We start from the raw sequence: 21425 nt of genomic DNA, 5'->3' as shown, positions 1-21425 counted from the left end.
GATTTAATCGTAACATGTGAGGACCTCGTGTCCTTTTATAATTTCCTAAAACCAATCAAAAAACTGGCATTGGTTATTCACCAATACCAGAAATTGTAGACCCAAATTATTTACTTAATAATGACTTAACGGTCTTGTTAACTAAACTACCGTCGGCCTTACCTTTAAGCTTAGGCATTACCGCACCCATGACTTTACCAAAGTCAGCCATTGAACTGGCACCAACTGCGCTAACTGTCTGAGTAACGATATCTTTAACTTCATCGTCGCTCAGTTGCTTTGGTGCGTATTTTTCTACTATCTTGATTTCGGCATCCAAACCGTCAACTAAATCTTGACGGCCGGCATCCGCGAATTCCTCACGGGATTCTTTGCGCTGCTTAAGTTCACGAGAAAGCACCGTTAATTCTTCATCGTCGCTTAAATCGTGACCAACCTTGATTTTTTCGTTAGTCAAGGCTGCCTTGATCATCCGAATAACACTTAAGGATACCTTGTCACGAGCCTTCATGGCCGTTTTTAAATCTTCTGTCAATGTGTCTGATAATGACATATGAAAACCTCCTAATGATCATTAATTGGTTCACCATCCGGCGTTGCCAATTTTCAACTCAAAAAAAGACTCCTGTTAAACAGGAGCCTCGGTGCAACTAGAAACGCTTCTTATTCTTGCGTTTTCTTGCTGCTTCTGATTTTAATTTCTTTTTAACGCTTGGCTTTTCATAAAACTCACGTTTACGGTATTCTTGTAAAGTACCGCTTTTTGAAACGGTTCGTTTGAAGCGCCGAAGAGCATCGTCAAGAGACTCGTTTTTGCGAACGACTGTCTTTGTCATGTAAATCCCTCCCTCCGAGCTCTAGTAGTAACCGATTGAAAATGAACAACAAAAGAAGCCCTTCTCAATAGTTCCTTTTAATTATACCTACCTATTTGCAGAACGTCAATCATTTCAATTAAGTTTTCACCCAGAAATTCAAATATCAGCTGTTGGTTTAGACCTGTGCTAAAATTAGGCTAACTACAGAATAACGGAGGCTTCATTATGGCTGAAAAACCAACTGAAAATTCAGATATCGATATCTTCATTATTTCAGATTCATCTGGTGAAACAGCGTTGACCGTGGCACAAACGGCCGTGGCACAATTTCCGGACATCCAAATTAAGTATCAGCGCTTTCCCTTCATTCAAACTGAGTCCATTCTCAGCGGTATTTTAAAGATGGCTGCCAAAAAGAATGCCGTCCTTTACTATACCCTGGTCACCCGATCCTTAAGTGAACAGGTGCGCAGCTTTACTGAAGAAAATCACCTGCAGGCCTTTGACTGTATCCAACCTGCAATGAAAGCACTGGCCAATCGAGCTGGCGTCAAACCCGCTTCGATTCCAAGCATTAACCACAGTCTCACGGATACCTACTTTGATCGCATTGGTGCCATGGAATTTGCTGTGGCCTACGACGATGGCAAAGACCCTACTGGTTTGCCAAAAGCCGATATTGTGATTCTCGGTGTTTCCCGGACGTCTAAAACGCCACTATCACTCTTTTTAGCAAACCGGGGCATTAAGGTTGCCAATTTGCCATTATCACCTACTTCACAGCTGCCCGATGAACTTTGGCAAGTTGACCCGAAAAAGATTATTGGCCTGACAAACAGTCCTAAAGTTCTCCGCCGTATCCGTCAGCAACGGATGCTTTCGTACGGTCTACCCGCAGAAAGTGCTTATTCAGACACCGAAAAGATCAAAGCAGAACTCAAATACGCAGACGAAATTTACAAAAAAATTGGCTGCTTGGTCATTAACGTTTCCAATAAATCAATTGAGGAAACGGCGACTCTAATCCTGGAAAATTTGAATTTGGAACCAGCTGAAATCGACACCATTAAAGACTGATTGTGCTGACCATCTTTAATCAAAAATATTTATCGTCACCCGTCACTAAAAATCACGTTTACATGACACTGCTCATTAAAGTCTAAGTAAAATAACGCATCGGTTTAAGCAAAGGAGTGATTGCATTGACTAAAATTGGGATTCTTACAGGAAGCCTCCGTAAGGCCGCCTATTCTAAAAAGGTCGCTAATGAACTAGCCAATTTATTGCCCGTTCGAATGACACCAGTCTTCATGGAAATTGCTCAGTTGCCACTGTATAACGCTGATTTGGATGATGCCGATCTGGTACCCGCCTGGGAAACGTTCCGTCAGCAGTTAGATGACGTTGACAGTTTAATCATTGTCACCCCTGAATACAACCGAGGCATGACCGGCGCGCTGAAAAACGCCTTCGATGTTGGCTCAAAGCGCCAGAACCACTGGAAAAATAAAGTGGCCTTAGTAGCTTCAAGTTCGCCGGGAACCATCGGCGGCTTCGGTGCCAACCAACAGGTCCGTCAAGTACTCGTCACTTTGAACGTCATACCGGTGCAACGACCGGAAGTTTATCTTGGACACGTTAATCACTTGTTTGATGACCAAGGTCTGATGACTAATCCCAAAACCATTGCTTTTTTACAAACCGCAATCAACGCTTTTGTGAGCTTACAATCAAGATTAAAAACGCCAGCTGACAAGGTTGCCGCACCACTAATGAGGTACGAACCCGGCCGTTTCTATATCCGCGACGAAAGTGGTATTGTGCTGGCAGAAATTATTTTTCACGACCAGCAGAACAGACGGATCAGGATTACTGATGTTCAGGTCAGTGAACTGCTTCGTGAGCCCGAAACCACTGATCAGCTCATTTTACGGGTCGTGCGTTTTGCGCAGATTCATCAATTGACCATCATTCCTGATGCTGATCAGGCACGGACTTTTGTGACCAAGCACCCGAAATACCGGCGCTGGTTCACTCTAGGTGAATAAATTAACCATCTAAAAACAACGTGATCAAGGAATTCCCTTCGATCACGTTGTTTTTAGTTTCTTTAGTTATTCATCTTCAAACCCCAGGGTGGCGTCAAAGGGCTTTTGTGCCAAAACATCCGCTTCGATATTCGCATTAAACGTTTGGCGTTTGAGCATTTCAACTTCGTAACCGTACGGCGCCAACTTGTGCTTTTTATCCACGGCAACCCACGGTGTTTCCATTATCTTAGGCACGTTGACCAAACTTGGATGATGGGCAACCGCGTTTAAGGCATCAAAACCGATAGTGCCGTTACCTAGCAGTTCATGCCGGTCCTTATGACTGCCCTGCGGGTTCTTGGAATCATTTAAATGAATCACCTGCAACCGGTCTAAACCGATAACATCATCAAACTGTTTCAGTACACCATCGAAATCGTCCTTAATGGCATAGCCGGCGTCACTTGTATGACAGGTATCAAAACAAACTGATAGTTTATCGTTGTCGACCACTTGATTGATGATCGAGGCCAGCTGTTCAAACGTGATACCGACTTCTGTCCCTTTGCCGGCCATGGTTTCCAGTGCAATTTTAACCTTCTGATCCGGTTCAATAATCTCGTTTAACCCTTTTGCAATCTGGGCAATGGCCGCTTCGGGACCGGCCCCCACGTGAGCCCCTGGGTGCAGCACAATTTGAGTGGCCCCGATGGCTTCAGCTCGTTTAACTTCTTCTCTGAGAAACTGAACTGCAAACGGGTAGTTGGCGGGTTTGATTGTGTTCCCCAGGTTAACCACGTACGGTGCATGGACCACGATTTGGCGCAGTCCGTGTGCTTTCATAAAGGCGTGGCCGGCTTCAATGTTAAGGTCCTCGATCGGTTTGCGCCGAGTATTCTGTGGCGCACCCGTATAAACCATAAACACGTTTTCACCGTAGCTGGCCGCTTCCTTGGCCGACCCCAGTAACATATCCTTACCCTTCATACTAACGTGTGAGCCAATTAAAAATGTCATTTAGCCATTCCCCCTAAGATTACTTGAACCACTTTCGCCGAAGCACAACCATCTTCCCAATCACAGTATTTCTGATTAAAGCCAGCCATCTGTGACTGATATTCCGCAAATTTTCCCTGCCTTGCAAACTGCTTTAAATAAGCATCAAACGTTTCCTCATCAGTTGCCAGTGGCCCGGGGATTTCTGCTTGATAGTCAAAATAAAACCCCCGCAGCTGATCACGATAATGTTCGAGATCATAAGCATAGAACAGCATCGGCCGGTTCAGGTTAGCAAAATCAAACATCACTGATGAATAGTCAGTGACCAATAAATCGGTGATCAAATAGAGGTTAGCAATATCCTCATCCGCAATGATTTTCACCCGGTTTTCAAAACCGCTAATATCAATATGATCCTTCACTAAATAATGCGGCCGCAGTACTAAGACCGTGTTTTCATCCACCTGTTCAAAGAAGCGGTGCAGGTCAAATGGCAGTTCGAAATGATACTGACCGGTTTTAATAGCGTCGTCATCTCGCCAGGTCGGTGCATAAGTGATCACCGTTGCATCCGGATCACCAACTAGGCGCTGCTTCAATTGCTGAATCTTCACTGGCTGATTTTGCTGGTAAAGCACGTCGTTTCGAGGATAACCAATATCCAGAAACTGGTTATGAAATTGAAACGCTGACCGGAAGATCTTTTTAGAATAATCGTTTGGTGCGATCAAATAATCCCATCGGGCAGCTTCCCGGGTAAACTGACGGTAATAATCGGTGGTTTTCGTCCCCGGAATGGCCACGTGTTCGATATCCACACCGAGGTGCTTCAACGGTGTTCCGTGCCAGGTCTGGATGTAAGTGGTCAGCTTATTTTTATGCCACCAATTAGGCAGTCTGGAATTAAACACCCAAAAACCAGCGTGTGCCATAAGCCAAACCCACTTAAACGAAAACCGTTTGACTAATTTGATGTCCGGATATTTAGCGTGCAGCGCTTTATACCGTCGCGGTTTAACCCCAAAGTAAGCCGTCTTTTTAAACGCCGGACGGTCGGCTACTAGCTGACGGTAAATGGCCGCCGGATTATCGTTAATATCGTTACCATTAAAACTCTCAAACATCACCAAATCTTTTTTAGCCGGGATACAAATAAACCCATCGTTTAAAACGATGAGCCCATAGCGAATCACGATTTTTAGACCTTTAATGACCTGATTTTTAAGCCCAGTCAGTTGCATCGTAATTCCTCCTTGTTTAACTTACTAAATTAAATCAACGAACCGTGAACGGAACTTGTAGTGCAAGTGTGAGCCGACTAGTAAGAAGAACAGCACGATCAACCAGAATTCAATGGTTAACACCGGCCGTTGCCAAAACCAGCCTTGACCCATCATTGATTCCCGGAAACCGGAAACCACGTAGAAAAATGGGTTCAACTGTAAAATCCGAATGGCGATTGGCGGAAAACCGCCAGTTTCAAAATTAAACAGCACACCAGAAATATAGAATAACATCCGCATAATGGACTGCAGCAGGATATGATAATCACGGATCAGAATCGATACCGCGGAGTTAAAAATACCAAAAGCAATCAGGAACATGATCATGCAAAAAAAGTAGTAAAGCGATTCAACCCAATAGATACTCGGCCGAATACCGTATAACAAGCCAACAATGACTGATACAACCAACATTGTCCAAAACGAGCTTAAATTAGAAACAATTTTTATCGATGGCAAGGCGGACATGGGAAACTTCATCTTAGAAACCATGCTGACACGCTGGTAGATACTCTTAGAAGCATCCAGCGTTGCCCGGTTCATGAAGAACCAAGGGGTGATTCCAATGACCATCCACGGCAGGTAATCAATACCACTGCTGGCACCATGCTTAAGACCAACACCAAACACTAACCAATAAATACAGATTTGAATTAAAGGATATAAATATTCCCACACCAAGCCAAGGTAATGGCTTTGGTAGCTGGCGCGGTCTTCATACTTCGAAATTCTAAAAATCATGCCTAAACTCTCAAATTGTTCTTTAAATAACGTTACGACCTCTTTCAAAGGTTAACACTCCTTTACGCTATTTACTTTGCTAAATAGCGGCAGTAATATTCCACAACCCGTTGGGTCGCATGGCCATCATTATAAGTATTCCAATGATGGTTAAACTTGGTAAAGTCAGTTTTGCTGTCAGCTGATATGGCCGCCCTTAACTCTGAGGGCGTTCTCAAGGGTGCTGACGGCAGCCACTTCAAGAAGTGGGGTTGGATACCGGGACTTTGCTGATAGGCTTCCAAATCAGACATGTAAAAAAGCAGACTGTGCGCATGTGGTAACAAACTGTAGTCAAACGCAATCGATGAATAATCAGTCACTAACGTTTCGGTCACCATCAGTAAATCTGTTGTTGACAGTTGCGGATAAAACCGAACCTGGTGCGTTGTTGATTGACTAAACTGCTGTTCGTACTTCTGCAGCAACGGGTGCAGCTTCACCACCACGACAGCATTGGGGTCAGCAATCAGAGCAGACTTTAACGCCGGCGTTAATTCAAACGTCATTGAATCGCGGTATGTAGGTGCGTATAAAATCACCCGGTGATCAGCCAGGCCAGGCGCTAACCGATTAATGCGATTCAATGCCCCCTTCTGCCAGTTGGCAGAAAAAAAGCGGTCAGATCGCGGATAGCCCATGAGCTTCATCCTAGAACGTGGCACGTGATAACTATCTTGAAAAACGGTTCCCATAGCATCGGACGCCACCACGTAATCATCAAACTGATCGTAAACACGCTGGAAACGACGCTGGTCTGCTTTCGAACGCTGACTGGTTGTAGGATCACCCCAACCAAAGCGCTTAATTGCGCCGTTAGCGTGCCAAAGCTGAACAATTTTGGCATGACGCGGATGCAATAAGCCACCAAGAAACGCGTAGTAATTATCACAGAAAATCAGCTGTGAGGTCATCATCACCGGAATTCCCCTAAAAACAAAACGCAGATTATCCCGAAACGGCACCACTTTAACGCCATAAGCGGCGAGTTGTGTTGCTTCTACCTCAACGTCAGGCCGGTAAAACACGACCAGTTGCTGACCTTCAGGTAATTTATCAGCTAGCGCTAGTATAAACTTCAAATTATTGCCGAAACTCATCAGGTAAATAACTGAATGAACCTTGCTTCGCTTAAAAAAGTTCAGCGCAGATATCAACCGGACCAGCCAAATATAAATGACTTTCACAACAGACCACCAATTCTATTTTTCTCCTGTGTTACGCCACCAATAACCGGTGCCGCAACGCACAACATGGTATTATACCACATTCATATTTTAAGTAACTGGCTTTTATCAGAATTTAAGAATTTGTCAGAATAAAAACCGCTACACCATGGTATACAAGGTATAGCGGTTTAACGCTTATAATTTAGGCTCATAAAAATGACCAAGAATTTTATAAATTTCTGAGACACTGACAAAGGCGTGAGAATCCGCTTCGTCCATTGCTTCTTCTAAATCCGGCATTTCGTAACGGGAAATAACGGTAAACAGAATGGTCTTAGTGTCATGATGGTAAGCCCCTTCCGCATCGTGAACAATGGTAATTCCGCGACGAATGTGATTTTGAATCGAATCAATCACGGTTTTGGGCCGGTCAGTGATGATCATCACTTGCATAAGCTGCTGCCTTGTATAGGTCATGTCCATTACTCGGGCATTGACTACTAGGCCAATGGCAGAATAAAACGCGTGGGGCCAGCCGTACAAGAAACCCGCAGCAAGAATGATCAACAAATTAAACGTAATGTTAATCGTCCCAATTGTACGGCCAGTTTTACGCCGAATAACGATTCCCAAAATATCCAGGCCACCGGTTGAAATCCCGTTTTTTAGGGCTAGCCCAGTTCCAAACCCATTAACTGCCCCGCCAAATAAGGCACAGATGATGGGATCAGTCGTCAAGTGCACCGGGTGTAACAACTTGATCATTAAACTGGCAAGAAAAACGGCTATCACTGTATAAGCAGTAAAATTGTGCCCAATCTGCCGCCAAGCCAACACGAATAATGGCACATTCAACATAAATAGCCCTAAGGCGGTCGAAACGACAAAGCTGAGATGCCGTTCCGTCACCGTTGTTACGATTTGTGCTAATCCGGTGATTCCAGACGAATAAATGTGTCCCGGTGTCCAAAAGAAGTTCATGGCGATCGAAACTAAAATACCGTATATAAAAGCAGTCGAAATTTTTCCAATTGATTGGTGGCGTTTTACTAAACGCTGTACATCATCCATAACAAACCCTCTTTGTTTAAGCTTTCGGTGACTAACGGTATATTAGCATAGCACATCTTATCCGCCTGCACAGCAATCTTCTTATTTTCTAAAGAAAACCTCATTTAGCCTGACGATCCTGCCAGTGTCTTTGAACAAACTTTTCCCGGCCGCCAGCTTCCTGCATCGCATAACGGGCTGGATTCTTACGGTAAAATTCCTGGTGTTCTTCTTCGGCTTCATAGAATGGCTTGGCATCTTCGATCTTAGTCACGATGGGCTCATCGAACTTGCCGCTATCAATCAGCTCCTGACGTGACTTCTCCGCAACTTTTCGTTGATAGTCATCCTTCACAAAAATGACTGGCCGGTAGTTGTCACCGCGATCCTGAAACTGCCCCATAGCATCCGTTGGATCAGTCTGCTGCCAGTATATCTGAACCAGTTTTTCGTAAGGCATGATCTCCGGATCAAAGGTAATTTTAACGGCTTCCGTATGGCCGGTCGTATGGCTGCTGACCTGCTCGTAAGTTGGGTTGGCCACGTGACCGCCGGTATAACCCGAAACCACCTTTTCGATACCTGGTAACGTGTCAAATGGCTTAACCATGCACCAGAAACAACCGCCGGCAAAAATTGCCGTTTCTCGTTTATCGCTCATTTTATCCACCCCTAGATTTAATAGTAACAAGTATATGGCTTTTAAGCTACCGACACAAGCTAAACACAGCCAGTACTAGTGATGACCAATACGATTGATTGATAACCGGCCCTTTACAAGAATCAAGTTCTGCGTTAACATGCATTTAAATTAAAAAATAATTAAAAAGTAATGATAAACACAGTGAATCAGCAGAGTAAATTTCATGAGGTGCTAAGAGAGTCCGTGGTGGCTGCAAGCGGATAACGTCTGGAATTGAAAGTAGGCTGTTGCGATGACCGTTTACTTCACATTACTGGGTGCCACCCTTATCCGGCCGACGGATTGCAGTCAGCAAATCCGCTGAGGTTGTCGGTAATGACAGCAAATCAAGGTGGTACCGTGCATACTCATGCGCCCTTCGAAATAATTCGAAGGGCGCTTTTATTTTTCAACTAACCACTCATCTAAGGGGGAATGCGTATTGAAGAAACTGTGTCATTAAAATATGAAAGTTAACGTCCATCACATTGAATAGCGTCCATACATATTTAGGAGGAATTTCAAATGGCTTCTAATTCTCTTGCTTCAAATGTCATAACTTCCAGCTCACTAAGCCTGGAAAATCAACTTAATTCGGCTCGCGAAACGCCACTTTTCTATAGGGTCTTTGGGCTGGCCGGCGCCGGCATCATGCTTGACGCTGCCGACGTCTACGTGGCCAGTGCAATTAACGGTGCCCTGATTGCGACGAAGTTCGCCACCGTTGCGCAGGGATCCATCTTCTTATCCAGCGGCTTTTTAGGCCTCTTCTTCGGCTCACTCATTGCCGGCTACATTGGTGATTTCTACGGTCGTAAAAAAGCCTATCAATATAATTTGCTGTTGTTTGGTGCTTTCACCCTATTAGCCGCCTTTGCCCCGAATATGATCATCCTGACGATTTGCCGTTTGCTTGCCGCCACGGGGCTTGGTGCAGAAATCGTGACCAGCTATGCCGTCGTCAACGAGTTTGCTCCGGTTAGACGCCGGGGACACTGGTCGGGCCTGACAGCTATCGTTGCCAACAGTGGCGCACCGCTCACCCTACTGATTGCAACTTTCATGATCCCCACATTTGGCTGGCGCTCCATGTTCCTCTTACTGGGTGTTCTTGCCATGATCCTGTGGTTTGCCCGCCGGCATTTTCCAGAATCACCGCGTTGGCTGCTGACTAAGGGACGCACAGCAGAAGCTAATACCATCATTAAACAGCTGACTTCTCGTGGACTTTACGAAGATGATGAATTAAAAAGCCAAAACAAGGCTGTGATCCACATTAGTTTTGGTAAAGGCCTCTTCATTGCCATTGTTGCAGTTAGTGCCACATTGCTGTGCCAATACACCTTCACTACTTGGGTACCAACATTGCTGCTAAAACGTGGCATTGGCATCGTCCATTCGATTGGTTTTTCAGCCATCATGATGCTGGGGGCCCCGATTGGTTCCGCGATCGGTGCGGCCCTCGTTGACCGCACTGGCCGTAAAAAATTAATTGGTGTTTCCTTCGTGGCAGTTGCGCTTCTCGGGTTCGCCTACGCTTATGAAACAACCACTGTCGGGATCGTGCTGAACGGCTTCTTGCTCACCGTTACGCTTTACATCCTGATTGCCACGGTGATCAGCATTTATACCAATGAACTGTTCGAAACCAGTCACCGTTTTCGTGGTGCCGGAATCGCCAACGGTGTGTCAAAATTACTGAACGTTTTGATGCCCACCGTGGTTGCCATGGTCATCACCCAATTTTCAGCCACGTTCCTCTACTACGGCATTGCTGCGATTGCGGTGATAGCTGCCTTAGTGATCTTCATCTGGGGACCAGAAACCGACAATAAAATCATTAAATAGTTGCCGTCATTATAGTGGTAGCAAATAAAGAGGATGACCGGTTTTTAATCGGCCATCCTCTTTATTTTTAACTGAAACTATTTATTCTTTTTGTCTTCGTCATTAGTGACAAATAAGTTTAAGTCTTGCAACTGCTTATCCGAAACCTCAGTAGGTGCTGAAGTCAATGGTTCAATCGCCTTCGAGTTCTTAGGAAAGGCAATGACGTCTCGAATGTTACCGCGCTTAGCTAGCAAGCGAGCAAAGCGATCCAAGCCGATAGCCAGACCACCATGAGGCGGAAAGCCGTAATCTAAGGCCGTTAGGAGGTAACCAAATTGCTTTTCAGCTCTTTCTTTGGTAAACCCTAATGCTTTGAACATCTTCATTTGCAAGTCACGGGTGTGAATCCGGATCGATCCGCCACCTAATTCCAGACCGTTCAGGATAATGTCGTAACTTTGAGCATAAGCTTTATGAGGATCTTCGCCTTCATTCAAGTAATGTTCGTCACCAGCTTTAGGCATGGTGAATGGATGATGGGCTGGAACCCAGCGCTTCAAATCAACATCATAGTCGAACAGCGGCCAGTTGACGATCCAAAGGAACGCAAATTTTGATTCGTCGATCAAGCCCAATTCTTCAGCAATGGTCCGACGTAAGTAATCTAAGGTGTGTGCCACGACCCGCTTAGAATCACAGGCAAATAACAGCAGATCGCCCGGCTTAGCGCCAGTCCGTTCCGTAATGGCTTTATAGAGTTCAGCGTTATCCTTGAAGAACTTCGCGATTGGCCCGGTGAAGTTATCTTCGGTCACCTTCAACCAAGGTAAGCCCTTGGCGCCAAAGCGATCGATGTGTTCAACGAACTTATCGATATCCTTACGAGAATACTTGTCAGCACCGCCTGGAACGGCAATGGCCTTAACTTGGCCACCGTCTTTCAACACGTTGTTGAAGACGTTGAAACCGAGGTCATCAACTAAGTCACCTAAGTCCTTCAATTCCATTCCAAAGCGAACATCTGGCTGATCGGTACCAAAGCGAGCCATTGATTCATCCCAGTCCATCCGCTTAAACGGTAATTTAACGTCGATGTCTAAGGTTTCTTTCATGACCTTAGCAATCAAGCCTTCAGTGAGATCCTGAATTTCTTCAGCATCCAAGAAAGAAGTTTCCATATCGATTTGAGTAAATTCTGGCTGACGGTCACCACGCAAATCTTCATCACGGAAGCAACGCGCGATTTGGTAGTATCGATCAAAACCGGCACCCATCAGCAATTGTTTAAATAGTTGCGGTGACTGCGGCAAAGCATAGAAATGACCTGGATAAACCCGTGAAGGTACCAAATAGTCCCGGGCACCTTCTGGCGTCGACTTTGTCAAATCAGGTGTTTCAATATCAATGAATCCCTGTGAGTCAAAGTAACTGTGAACGGCTTGCGTGATGCGGTTTCTGACCATTAGGCCCCGCTGCATCTCTGGCCGGCGCAAGTCCAAGTAACGGTACTTCAAGCGCAATTCGTCAGAAACATTGATGTTATCTTGAATGTAGAATGGCGGGTTTTTCGCCTTGTTCAATAAGTTGATTTCAGATACCCGAACTTCGATCTTACCCGTCCGCATATTCTCGTTAACTTCATTCTTAGAACGATTAACAACGTGACCCTTAACCTCAATCACGTATTCGTTCCGCAATTGATCGGCAACTGCCAGCGCATCCTTGTTGAATTCCTCGCTAAAAACCAGTTGAACGATCCCTTCACGGTCCCGCAAATCAATGAAAATCAAACCGCCTAAATCACGGCGTTTTTGAACCCAGCCCTTGAGGACGACATCTTGATCAAGATATTTTTCGTCCACCAGACCAGCGTATGTTGTTCGCTTCATCTTTCTCTCCCCTTAATCAATATTTGAAATGACATCAGCAAAATTAGTCATGACGTCTGCTAACGGTGCTGAAATTTCATTACCGGAATCCATCTTTTTAACGTGAATCGTCTTGGCAGCCAGCTCGGCTTCACCAACGGTTAGCGTATAGGCCGCACTCAAACGGTCGGCCGTTTTGAACTGCGCCTTGGGCTTGCGGGCCAAGTAATCCCGGTCAGCTGAATAGTCTTGTGACCGCAAAGCTTGAACCACTTGCAAGGTCGTAGCATTCGCTTCTTCGCCGATTCCTACGATGTAGGCGTCCAGATGATGTTCTTCAGGGAACTGAACCCCCTCAGCTTCCATCAGCAGGATCAACCGCTCCATCCCTAGACCGAAACCGACACCAGAAACTTCCGGGCCGCCCAGTTCTTTAACTAAACCGTTGTAACGGCCACCAGCACAAACCGTGGTGTAACCGTGACCCAGTGCTTTAGAATCGACCATGAATTCAAAAATGGTGTGGTTATAATAATCCAGGCCACGAACCATGGTCGAATCAACAACGTAGTCGATACCCAAAGCAGTCAGCAGACTCTTGACTTGTTCGAAATGCGCCTGGGCATCAGGTGTTAAGTAGTCCAAGATCGATGGTGCATCCGCCACGAACTTTTTGTCCTTTTCATCCTTGCTGTCCAACACCCGCAACGGATTCTTGTGCAGCCGTACTTGAGAATCCTCACTTAATTCATCATAGTGGGGTTCCAAGTAATCGATCAGTGCCTGACGGTAATTGTCACGGGTCTCCTTATCCCCTAACGTATTAATTGCTAAACGCAGGTTGGAGATACCGAAATGCTCAAACAAGTCCTTACCCATAGCGATCACTTCAACGTCTAGGGCTGGTTCATCCGAACCGAAAGCTTCCACCCCGATTTGGTGAAATTCCCGTTGCCGGCCTGACTGCGGTCGCTCGTAACGGTACATCTGACCCATGTAGTAAGTCTTGAAGGGCTTTTGAACTTCTGGGCCGTAGAGTTTATTTTCTACGAAGGCCCGCACGACACCGGCCGTTCCTTCCGGCCGTAAGCTAATGTGGCGGTCACCCTTATCCTTAAAGTCATACATTTCTTTAGTCACAATATCTGAAGTATCTCCCGAAGTTCTGGAAAATACTTCAAAATTTTCAAATAACGGTGTCCGAATCTCTTCGAACCGATATTTTTTGAATACTCGCCGCGCAACTGCTTCGACATACTGCCAGTGCTGACTTTCTCCCGGTAGAATATCTGCAGTGCCTTTAGGTCGCTGATAACGCATAGTATCTTCCTTTCCGATTTTCGCTGTAATGTTGTGGTGGTAAAAAAATAAAAAGCACCCTTGTTTTCACAAGGGTGCTTCGCACGGTACCACCTTAATTTTACTCATCCATAACGTTGGATACGAATAATCGCTTATTCACCTCAAAAGTGTCTTCGGCTTCCCGCCTGCTGTATCTTTTCATCAACCAGATACTTTCTGAAAGTCACGGGTTATCTACTCATCTTTTTCATCGGTGTTTCATTTATTTAACTACCAATAAGATTACTCAGTTACCGCCCAAAAGTCAAGGACGTTTTAGACGGAGACTGTATCTTTGGCAGAAAATCATCTATAATTGTTACAAAAACTAATCGAGGAAAACTAAGTTGAACTACGTTAAACAACACTGGCAGCAAATCGCCATTTCATTCGCGATCCTGTTAACACTCGGCATTGCCGTCTTTCATACCGTTCGTCAAGATCGCTTAACTACACCGATCGCCAATATTAATGTCCGGACGGGCCCAAACATTAATTATCAAACAAAGGCCATTTTGAAAAGGGGACAAGCCGTTTACATCGTGCAGAAACGGGACAACTGGTACAAGGTTCGCTACGATGATCACCATTTCGGCTGGGTAGCCAGCTGGCTGATCAACCAGTCACCAAAAATCAAAACGGCCACCAACCTCTCTGAAGCCACCATCGTTTTAGATCCCGGTCACGGCGGCAGCGACTCTGGGGCCCTTTCAATTGATAAAAAACACGATGAAAAAACTTACACCTTGCAGTTGGCCAAACGGGTCAAAAATCAGCTGGTTGCCCGCGGGGCTCACGTCATCATGACACGGACGGGTAATCAGACCGTATCCTTAGGTGCCCGGCCCGAAATGGCAACTGATAATCATGCTGACGCTTTCATTAGTTTTCACTATGATTCCAGTCCGACTAATAACCTTGGATCAGGATTCACCACCTACTACTATCACGCTGACACGTCCTTGAAGCTGGCCCGGATGATCAACCAGCACCTAGTAGGCCTGCCGTTGGCAAACAAGGGGGTTGAAGTGGGCAATTTCGAAGTTATCCGCGACAACCTGCGGCCAGCACTGCTATTAGAGATGGGCTACATTAATACGGCAAAGGATTTTAAAGCCATTGAAAACCCCGCTTATCAAAACAAGGTGGCTAAAGACGTCACTAACGGTTTAGCCGCCTACTTTGAAAATAAATAATTTTCAGAAAGGATTGGTTAACATATGAATAATGAGTGGCTCAAGCAGCTACCAATTAAAGCAATTACGGCCATCACCCCGGTTTCTGGCGGTGATATTAATCAGGCTTACCGGCTGGAAACAGCCGCTAAAACCTACTTCTTACTCGTACAGCCTAACCGTGAGCAAACCTTTTATCAGCACGAAATTGAAGGGCTTAAACTGCTATCCCAAGCAGCGTTAGTCCCAGAAGTCATTGCTTCCGGCCAAATCAACGGGGACGCCTACCTCATTTTATCCTGGCTGGAAGCCGGCAGCGGCAGCCAGTATGATCTTGGCAAGCTGGTGGCCAACGTTCACCAGATCCATAATGACCGGTTCGGCTTCGAACACGACGTTGACGGCAGGCTGCCCAAAATCAACACTTGGCAAACCAATTGGGGTGCTTTCTACGTCCACCAACGCTTGGAAGTTCTGGCCAAGCGGGCGAGTGAGCACGGTCTTTGGAATCAAAAAAGGCAGGACCACCTTCAGCGGCTCTGCCAAATCATTTTGAATTATTATCAAACTCATGAAACCGTACCTAGTTTGCTGCACGGCGATTTGTGGTTTGGTAACGTCATGTTTACCACTGATGGCAAGCCGGCCCTGATTGATCCCGACGTGCTCTATGGCGACCGGGAGTTTGACCTCGCTATGACTACCGTTTTCGGCGGCTTCGATGACCAGTTCTACCAAGGATACAACGATACCTACCCGATTCAACCCGGTTTTCAGGAGCGTCTGCCATGGTATCAGCTTTACTACCTTATGGCGCATTTAAACCTGTTCGGCGAAAGCTATGGTGGTTCCGTCGACCGAATCCTCAGCAATTACTGAAGTAGGGCTTGTCGCAGGCCGATAACGTTCGTGACGTCAATTTCGGGATGGCTGGCACGGCTGTCAATCAATCGACCCGGGTCAAACAGTGCACCGGAAATCCCAGCGTTATGCCCTGCATCAATGTCCAACGTGCGGTCACCGATCATAATGGCTGATGGCCGCTGTACCTTATGGCGTTCAATTAAAGCATTTAGGGAAGCCGGATCAGGCTTTCTTGGAAATGGCTGTTCACTGGTAACCGCATCGGTGAACAGTTTTTTGATCCCTGCAGTCTCTAATAACGCCATGGCGCTTTGATTGCGATGAGTCAGCAGGTAGTGGGTACCGCCCTCATCTGCCAATTGCTGAAGTAATGCCAGCATACCGGCAAACGGCTGGGCTTGAGAAATTTGCTGTCTTTCAATCTGGCGGTAATCCTGCTCCAAACGCTCCGCATTGAGGCTGAATTCGGCACTAAACTTCTGTCGTGCCGTGCCGAAAGAGTGCTGCCGCATGGTTTCGTAGATTTCCTGTTCATCTAATTCAATTTCGGAAACCCGCTGCTGCATTAATGCCTGCATGAAAGCCCGTACCATGATGGGATACGTATCAAAAATGGTACCGTCAAAATCCCAGAAAAATGACTGATATTTCATCGTACTTTGACCTCTCCTTACCGTTCCGCACTATCGAAAATAATTGTTACTGGACCGTCATTAACCAAGCTGACCTGCATATCGGCCCCAAATTCACCGGTTTCAACTTGAAGGCCGGCATCACGTAATTTCTGGTTGAAACGCTCGTAAATTTGCTTGGCATGTTCTGGCTTCCCCGCCTTAACAAAACTTGGCCGGTTACCTTTTTTAGTGTCAGCATACAGGGTGAATTGAGAAACGGACAAAATAGCGCCGCCCACATCTTCAATCGACAAGTTCATCTTCCCTGCTTCATCTGAAAAGACCCGCAATTTGGCGATCTTATGGACGTAATAATCAATTTCGTCTTCACCATCTGTATCTGAAGCCCCAAATAATAGCATATAACCCTGGTTAATTTTGCCGACCACCTGATCGTCAATGGCGACTTGAGCTGAAGTCACCCGTTGCAATACAATTCGCACTTTAAGTCCTCCTTATGGATATCAAAACGACACGGCTAACCGTGTCGTTTTTTACTTGTTATCTCATTATCTAAACGGCCGCTTAACAACGTAAACATCCTGAACGTTCTTCAAACTGTCCATTAGCCGTTCCAACTGCTCGGCGTTTCTGATACCAAGCGAAATTGAAATCGTCACCACTTTATTATGGTCGACTCGGCCGTTAACAACGTTTAATTGTTTTGTAGTGCCGTTAATAATCTGCAATACATCGTTGAGCAAGCCGTCCCGGTTATATCCCTGAATCTCCAAATCAGCGTTATACATCGTGGTCGTATCGCTGGGATTATCCCAGTACACGTCAACGATCCGTTCGCCGTTTGCTTCGGCGTGTGCAATATTCGGGCAATCCGAACGGTGCACCGACACGCCCCGACCCTTAGTAATATAACCCACGATCTTATCGCCAGGAATTGGCGCACAGCAGTGACTCAACCGGACCAGCAGGTTATCGACGCCTTCGATAATCACCCCTTCGGATGGTTTCAGTTTCCGCTTGCGCTGCGTCTCAGAACCAGACCCGGACTCGGTGTTATCAATGGTCTGATGCTCTTCCAGCAGCTCGCGTTCTTCTTGTCGCTGACGCTGCTCTTCACGTTCGTGACGAACGTCTTCTGTCAGCCGGTTTGCCACACCCACTGGCTGAAGATCGCCAAAACCAACCGCAGCAAATAAATCATCGATGTGCTGATAGTGCAGTTTATCGACCACTTTTTGCAGTTTATCCTTCGTCATTAATTCCTTAGGATCAAATTTGAAGTCCCGCAGCTGCTGTTCAATGATCTGCCGACCCGTTTCAATGTTTTTCTGCCGGTCTTTTTGGCGGAAGAACTGCTTGATCTTGTTTCGTGCTCGGCGGGTTGAAACCAGTTTCAACCAGTCACGGTTAGGACCAGCAGAGTTGGAAGACGTTTTAATGTCAACAATATCCCCCGTCTTAATATCATAATCCAACGGCACGATTTTGCCGTTAACCGTCGCTCCGGTCGTGTGGTTACCAACTTCAGTGTGAATCTGGTAAGCCATGTCTAACGGCCCAGCGCCCTTTGGCAGTTCCAAGACATCACCCTTAGGCGTGAACGCGTAAACCTGGTCACCAAATAATTCGCCCTTAACGCTATCCATAAAATCAGCAGCGTCATCGGTGTCTTCTTGCAGTTCAATAATCTGTTTAAACCAGTTTAACTTATTACCGGTATTGGTTGCTTGAACCTTGTCTTTTTTGCCTTCTTTATAGGCCCAGTGAGCCGCCACACCAAATTCAGCCACCCGGTGCATCTCTTCAGTCCGAATTTGGACTTCAAGCGGTCGCCCCTCAGGCCCAATTACCGTGGTATGTAAAGATTGATACATGTTGGCCTTAGGCATGGCAATGTAATCCTTAAACCGGCCCGGCATTGGTTTCCACTGGGTATGAATGGCACCTAAAACAGCGTAACAGTCACGGATATTATCCACGATCACCCGAATCGCCAGCAGGTCATAAATTTGACTAAACTGCTTATGCTGATCGCGCATTTTCCGGTAAATCGAATAGATGTGCTTCGGCCGGCCATAGATCTCTGAATCAATGTGCAGGTCACCAATCGCGTGCTTAATATCCTGAATGGCCTCTGCAATGTAACTCTCCCGCTGATCACGGCGCGAATTCATCAAGTGAACGATGCGGTAATACTGCTGCGGATTCAAATAACGCAGAGAAATATCTTCTAGTTCCCATTTAATCGCACTAATCCCTAAACGATCAGCCAGCGGTGCGTAAATTTCCAGCGTTTCGTTGGCGATTCGCCGCTGCTTATCAGGGCGTAAATGCTGCAGAGTCCGCATATTATGTAGCCGGTCGGCCAGCTTAACGATCATGACCCGAATATCCTTGGACATGGCTAATAACAGCTTCCGGTGGTTTTCAGCCAACCGCTGCTTATTTGATTTATACTTGATTTTGCCAAGTTTAGTAACCCCGTCAACGATCATCGCCACGTCGTCGCCAAACAGTTCGCGAACGTCATCAAGCGTCACACCCGTATCTTCAACAACGTCGTGAAGAAACCCGGATGCAATGGTGGTTGGATCCATCTTTAGATTGGCTAAAATACCAGCCACCTGAATTGGATGGACAATGTATGGTTCACCCGATTGGCGAACCTGATCCTTATGCGCAATCGAAGCAAACTTATAGGCGCACTTCACAATTGCGACGTGGTCCGGGTTCATATAAGCTGATACGGCATCGATCACGCTTTGAGCTGTCCAAGTTTGATCTCTTGACATCCGATCACATCCCCTCCATGGCACTTAGGCCATAGGCTAAGTAACTGATACAAAGATACATTGGCGCGAAGTATAACGCATACCTCGGCCCCGACATGAGAATTCCTAAAGCAAATAGTACGGGTAAGACAAATAACCGCCACCAGCCATCACCATGACGCTTAACAAAATGGCCAATCAAGCCTGCGGTCACGGAATAAAGCAGACCGTAAATGACGCCTGAGCGCCATAGACCGCTGATTGAAATGCTGTGCAGCAAGATGGGCACAACTACTCCCAATATGATACTGACCGTCCAAAAAGGCCAGCTAATGCGTTTTAAAACTGTCATCTTTGCTCACTCTCTTATTCAATGAATGATTTATATTTTAGCATTATTTTACACGAATGAATAGCATTCAATCATTGTAACTCTAACATCGTCGAAACCGCCGCCAAAAAGTACAGCGGGGCCGTTTCAGTTCGCAAGATCCGCGGTCCTAAACCCGCAACCGTTGCGTGATTTTTATCAAGTAACTGCATTTCTGCTGGTGAAATGCCCCCTTCAGGGCCGAAAACCGCCGTCATGCGCTGTCCCGGCTCCGTCCGGTTCAGCAGTTTGATCAAATTAGCTTTTTCACCCTGTTTAGCGGCTTCCTCGTAAGCCACTAACAGGTAGTCGCTTGGCAGTTGCGTAACTGCCTGTTCGAGTGACGGAAAGTAGTGTACCGCTGGGATGTGAGTTCGGTGGGCCTGTTCGGCCGCTCCCTGAGCAATCTTTTGCAGACGGGTCAATTTCTTGTCGACCTTGTTTTGCTGCCACTTGGCTACGGACCAGTCAGCACTAAAAAAGCAGATGGCATCCGCTCCCATTTCCGTTGCTTTTTGAACGATCCACTCGGCTTTATCCTGTTTCGGCAAGCCTGATAAGATCGTTACTTTCACGGGTAATTCCACGTATTTTTCCAACGCCCTAACAACGGTCACCGAACGGTCTTCGTTAAGTTGGCCAAGGTATAGATCCTCCTGACCATCGACAAATTCAGCTTGGTCACCAGGAACGCCCCGCATGACCTGTAGCCAGTGTTTCGAAACGGTCGGGTCTAATTCAAAACGACCACCGCTTTTTAAAATTGGTTTGATAAAGTATCGTTGCATTATTCATCTTCCCCTGGTTTTTGGGCGATCACACCGTACCAGTCACCCATTTTTAGTGTTTGCCGAATTTTAAAGCCCTGTTGACGCTGGGCTGCAAGGATTTGGTCAATCTTATCTGAAATAATCCCCGATGTGACAAAGTAACCGTGCACGGGCAGCAAGTTCCAGGCCTGCGGAATCAAAGGAATGATCACTTCAGCTAAAATATTGGCCACAATAATATCCGCCTCGCCGGTAATCCCCGTTAACAGATCATTGGCCACTACCCGCACGTCCGCTGCCACTGGATTGAGGGCCAAGTTTTTCTTAGCGGAATCCACTGCTACTTGATCGAGATCATAGGCCCGAATATCGCCTGCGCCTAACTGCTTAGCTGCAATACTCAAGACGCCAGAACCAGTGCCGACATCGATCAGCCGTTCACCGCCATGGATCACTATCTCCAGTGCCTGCATCGATAATTTAGTCGTAGGATGAGTCCCAGTTCCAAAGGCCATTCCCGGATCGAGTATAATCAGTCGTTCATCGCGTGTTTTCGGCTGGTAATCTTCCCAACTGGGTACGACCGTTAAAAAGCGGGTCACTTGTACGGGATGGTAGTATTTCTGCCATTCCGTTGCCCAGTTTGACTCGTCAACTCTGTCGGTGGTCACCTCAGCTGGGGCAGCGTCTAAGTCATACGCCTTCAGCCCGTCCACTTGCCGTTTGATTTCGGGCACGATTTCCGGGACGTAAACCGTAGCTGGAAAGTAGGCGGTTACCTTAGCGCCGCTCTTCACGTGCGGAATTTCATTAACGTTTAAGATTTCGCCCTTTTGTGCCCAGTCAACTTGTGCCAGTTGCTCGTAATCCTTTTCGTCATCGATTTGAACACCGGAAGCCCCGTGCTCCATCAAAATATTACTAACGGCTTCCACCGCTTCATTAGTTGTTGCTACCGTCACTGCCGTCCAATCCATAGTCTTAATCCTC

21 protein-coding genes are annotated in these 21425 nt (G+C 46.3%); 5 read left to right on the top strand and 16 right to left on the bottom strand.

The window, feature by feature from the left end:
* Positions 1-106: 106 nt before the first annotated feature.
* Positions 107-553, bottom strand: a complete 447-nt coding sequence (locus CES81_RS06680; RefSeq protein WP_089121160.1) for a GatB/YqeY domain-containing protein — start codon at positions 551-553, stop codon at positions 107-109.
* Positions 554-650: 97 nt separating this feature from the next.
* Complete coding sequence (rpsU, locus tag CES81_RS06675) at positions 651-836, bottom strand: 30S ribosomal protein S21 (protein WP_054655423.1); 186 nt, start codon at positions 834-836, stop codon at positions 651-653.
* A gap of 207 nt (positions 837-1043) precedes the next feature.
* Here rpsU and CES81_RS06670 point away from each other — a divergent pair, with 207 nt between their 5' ends.
* Positions 1044-1895: a pyruvate, water dikinase regulatory protein gene (locus CES81_RS06670; protein WP_089087923.1), complete on the top strand. Its 852-nt coding sequence runs from the start codon at positions 1044-1046 to the stop codon at positions 1893-1895.
* A 125-nt stretch (positions 1896-2020) separates the two neighbouring features.
* Positions 2021-2866, top strand: a complete 846-nt coding sequence (locus CES81_RS06665) for an NAD(P)H-dependent oxidoreductase (protein WP_089121159.1) — start codon at positions 2021-2023, stop codon at positions 2864-2866.
* Between the two features lie 66 nt (positions 2867-2932).
* Here the strand turns inward: CES81_RS06665 and CES81_RS06660 are convergent, their stop codons facing one another.
* The 6 genes from CES81_RS06660 to msrA form a co-directional block, all read right to left on the bottom strand.
* Positions 2933-3865, bottom strand: coding sequence for a deoxyribonuclease IV (locus CES81_RS06660; RefSeq protein WP_089121158.1), 933 nt, complete (start codon positions 3863-3865; stop codon positions 2933-2935).
* Positions 3862-5088: a CDP-glycerol glycerophosphotransferase family protein gene (locus tag CES81_RS06655; RefSeq protein ID WP_089121157.1), complete on the bottom strand. Its 1227-nt coding sequence runs from the start codon at positions 5086-5088 to the stop codon at positions 3862-3864. Before CES81_RS06655 ends, CES81_RS06660 begins: the two co-directional genes overlap by 4 nt.
* 24 nt (positions 5089-5112) lie before the next feature.
* Positions 5113-5919 (bottom strand): ABC transporter permease, encoded by an 807-nt coding sequence (locus tag CES81_RS06650; RefSeq protein WP_089087927.1) that lies wholly within the window; start codon positions 5917-5919, stop codon positions 5113-5115.
* 23 nt (positions 5920-5942) lie between these two features.
* Positions 5943-7097 carry a CDP-glycerol glycerophosphotransferase family protein gene (locus CES81_RS06645; protein WP_225356359.1) on the bottom strand — a complete coding sequence of 385 codons (1155 nt, stop codon included), beginning with the start codon at positions 7095-7097 and terminating at the stop codon, positions 5943-5945.
* 177 nt (positions 7098-7274) lie between these two features.
* Positions 7275-8150 carry a YitT family protein gene (locus tag CES81_RS06640; RefSeq protein ID WP_089121156.1) on the bottom strand — a complete coding sequence of 292 codons (876 nt, stop codon included), beginning with the start codon at positions 8148-8150 and terminating at the stop codon, positions 7275-7277.
* Between the two features lie 100 nt (positions 8151-8250).
* Positions 8251-8790 carry a peptide-methionine (S)-S-oxide reductase MsrA gene (gene msrA, locus CES81_RS06635; protein ID WP_089087929.1) on the bottom strand — a complete coding sequence of 180 codons (540 nt, stop codon included), beginning with the start codon at positions 8788-8790 and terminating at the stop codon, positions 8251-8253.
* 546 nt (positions 8791-9336) lie between these two features.
* Between msrA and CES81_RS06630 the strand changes: the two genes are divergently transcribed.
* Entirely contained in the window at positions 9337-10659 is a 1323-nt protein-coding gene (locus tag CES81_RS06630; RefSeq protein ID WP_089121155.1) for an MFS transporter, read from the top strand.
* A gap of 77 nt (positions 10660-10736) precedes the next feature.
* Here CES81_RS06630 and aspS read toward each other — a convergent pair whose 3' ends face one another.
* Together aspS and hisS are read right to left on the bottom strand one after the other, a co-directional pair.
* A complete protein-coding gene (gene aspS / locus CES81_RS06625) occupies positions 10737-12530 on the bottom strand; it encodes an aspartate--tRNA ligase (RefSeq protein ID WP_089121154.1) in 1794 nt (597 codons plus the stop codon).
* Positions 12531-12542: 12 nt separating this feature from the next.
* On the bottom strand, positions 12543-13829 hold the full coding sequence (gene hisS / locus CES81_RS06620; RefSeq protein ID WP_089087932.1) for a histidine--tRNA ligase: 1287 nt from the start codon (positions 13827-13829) through the stop codon (positions 12543-12545).
* 368 nt (positions 13830-14197) lie between these two features.
* On the opposite strand from hisS, the gene CES81_RS06615 reads away from it, so the two are divergent.
* Together CES81_RS06615 and CES81_RS06610 are read left to right on the top strand one after the other, a co-directional pair.
* A complete protein-coding gene (locus CES81_RS06615) occupies positions 14198-15046 on the top strand; it encodes an N-acetylmuramoyl-L-alanine amidase family protein (RefSeq protein ID WP_089121153.1) in 849 nt (282 codons plus the stop codon).
* A gap of 24 nt (positions 15047-15070) precedes the next feature.
* Positions 15071-15904: a fructosamine kinase family protein gene (locus CES81_RS06610; protein WP_089121152.1), complete on the top strand. Its 834-nt coding sequence runs from the start codon at positions 15071-15073 to the stop codon at positions 15902-15904.
* On the opposite strand, the gene CES81_RS06605 is transcribed toward CES81_RS06610, so the two are convergent.
* The 6 genes from CES81_RS06605 to prmA form a co-directional block, all read right to left on the bottom strand.
* Positions 15898-16542, bottom strand: a complete 645-nt coding sequence (locus CES81_RS06605; protein WP_089121151.1) for an HAD-IA family hydrolase — start codon at positions 16540-16542, stop codon at positions 15898-15900. The two genes, CES81_RS06610 and CES81_RS06605, sit on opposite strands and share 7 nt — an antisense overlap.
* A 17-nt stretch (positions 16543-16559) precedes the next feature.
* Positions 16560-17006, bottom strand: coding sequence for a D-aminoacyl-tRNA deacylase (gene dtd, locus CES81_RS06600; RefSeq protein ID WP_089121150.1), 447 nt, complete (start codon positions 17004-17006; stop codon positions 16560-16562).
* Positions 17007-17072: 66 nt separating this feature from the next.
* Positions 17073-19316, bottom strand: a complete 2244-nt coding sequence (locus CES81_RS06595) for a RelA/SpoT family protein (protein WP_089121149.1) — start codon at positions 19314-19316, stop codon at positions 17073-17075.
* 4 nt (positions 19317-19320) lie between these two features.
* Positions 19321-19647 (bottom strand): hypothetical protein, encoded by a 327-nt coding sequence (locus CES81_RS06590; RefSeq protein ID WP_089087938.1) that lies wholly within the window; start codon positions 19645-19647, stop codon positions 19321-19323.
* A gap of 71 nt (positions 19648-19718) precedes the next feature.
* A complete protein-coding gene (locus CES81_RS06585) occupies positions 19719-20453 on the bottom strand; it encodes a 16S rRNA (uracil(1498)-N(3))-methyltransferase (RefSeq protein ID WP_089121148.1) in 735 nt (244 codons plus the stop codon).
* The gene (prmA, locus tag CES81_RS06580; protein WP_089121147.1) at positions 20453-21412 is read right to left on the bottom strand and encodes a 50S ribosomal protein L11 methyltransferase; all 960 of its coding nucleotides are present in this window, start codon (positions 21410-21412) and stop codon (positions 20453-20455) included. The genes CES81_RS06585 and prmA overlap by 1 nt, the downstream gene beginning before the upstream one ends.
* Between the last annotated feature and the right edge of the window lie 13 nt (positions 21413-21425).

Origin of the sequence: Secundilactobacillus pentosiphilus (assembly GCF_002217985.1) — a bacterium.
GTDB lineage: Bacteria > Bacillota > Bacilli > Lactobacillales > Lactobacillaceae > Secundilactobacillus > Secundilactobacillus pentosiphilus.
Note: the sequence above shows the minus strand (reverse complement) of the source record. Positions and strands in the feature narration are given on the sequence as shown.

Coding starts and splice junctions, on each gene's coding strand:
- CES81_RS06630 (WP_089121155.1), top strand. CDS start 9,337: ATGGCTTCTAATTCTCTTGCTTCAAATGTCATAACTTCCAGCTCACTA.
- CES81_RS06585 (WP_089121148.1), bottom strand. CDS start 20,453: ATGCAACGATACTTTATCAAACCAATTTTAAAAAGCGGTGGTCGTTTT.
- CES81_RS06660 (WP_089121158.1), bottom strand. CDS start 3,865: ATGACATTTTTAATTGGCTCACACGTTAGTATGAAGGGTAAGGATATG.
- prmA (WP_089121147.1), bottom strand. CDS start 21,412: ATGGATTGGACGGCAGTGACGGTAGCAACAACTAATGAAGCGGTGGAA.
- CES81_RS06640 (WP_089121156.1), bottom strand. CDS start 8,150: ATGGATGATGTACAGCGTTTAGTAAAACGCCACCAATCAATTGGAAAA.
- CES81_RS06670 (WP_089087923.1), top strand. CDS start 1,044: ATGGCTGAAAAACCAACTGAAAATTCAGATATCGATATCTTCATTATT.
- CES81_RS06595 (WP_089121149.1), bottom strand. CDS start 19,316: ATGTCAAGAGATCAAACTTGGACAGCTCAAAGCGTGATCGATGCCGTA.
- CES81_RS06610 (WP_089121152.1), top strand. CDS start 15,071: ATGAATAATGAGTGGCTCAAGCAGCTACCAATTAAAGCAATTACGGCC.
- CES81_RS06680 (WP_089121160.1), bottom strand. CDS start 553: ATGTCATTATCAGACACATTGACAGAAGATTTAAAAACGGCCATGAAG.
- msrA (WP_089087929.1), bottom strand. CDS start 8,790: ATGAGCGATAAACGAGAAACGGCAATTTTTGCCGGCGGTTGTTTCTGG.
- CES81_RS06655 (WP_089121157.1), bottom strand. CDS start 5,088: ATGCAACTGACTGGGCTTAAAAATCAGGTCATTAAAGGTCTAAAAATC.
- hisS (WP_089087932.1), bottom strand. CDS start 13,829: ATGCGTTATCAGCGACCTAAAGGCACTGCAGATATTCTACCGGGAGAA.
- rpsU (WP_054655423.1), bottom strand. CDS start 836: ATGACAAAGACAGTCGTTCGCAAAAACGAGTCTCTTGACGATGCTCTT.
- CES81_RS06605 (WP_089121151.1), bottom strand. CDS start 16,542: ATGAAATATCAGTCATTTTTCTGGGATTTTGACGGTACCATTTTTGAT.
- CES81_RS06590 (WP_089087938.1), bottom strand. CDS start 19,647: ATGACAGTTTTAAAACGCATTAGCTGGCCTTTTTGGACGGTCAGTATC.
- aspS (WP_089121154.1), bottom strand. CDS start 12,530: ATGAAGCGAACAACATACGCTGGTCTGGTGGACGAAAAATATCTTGAT.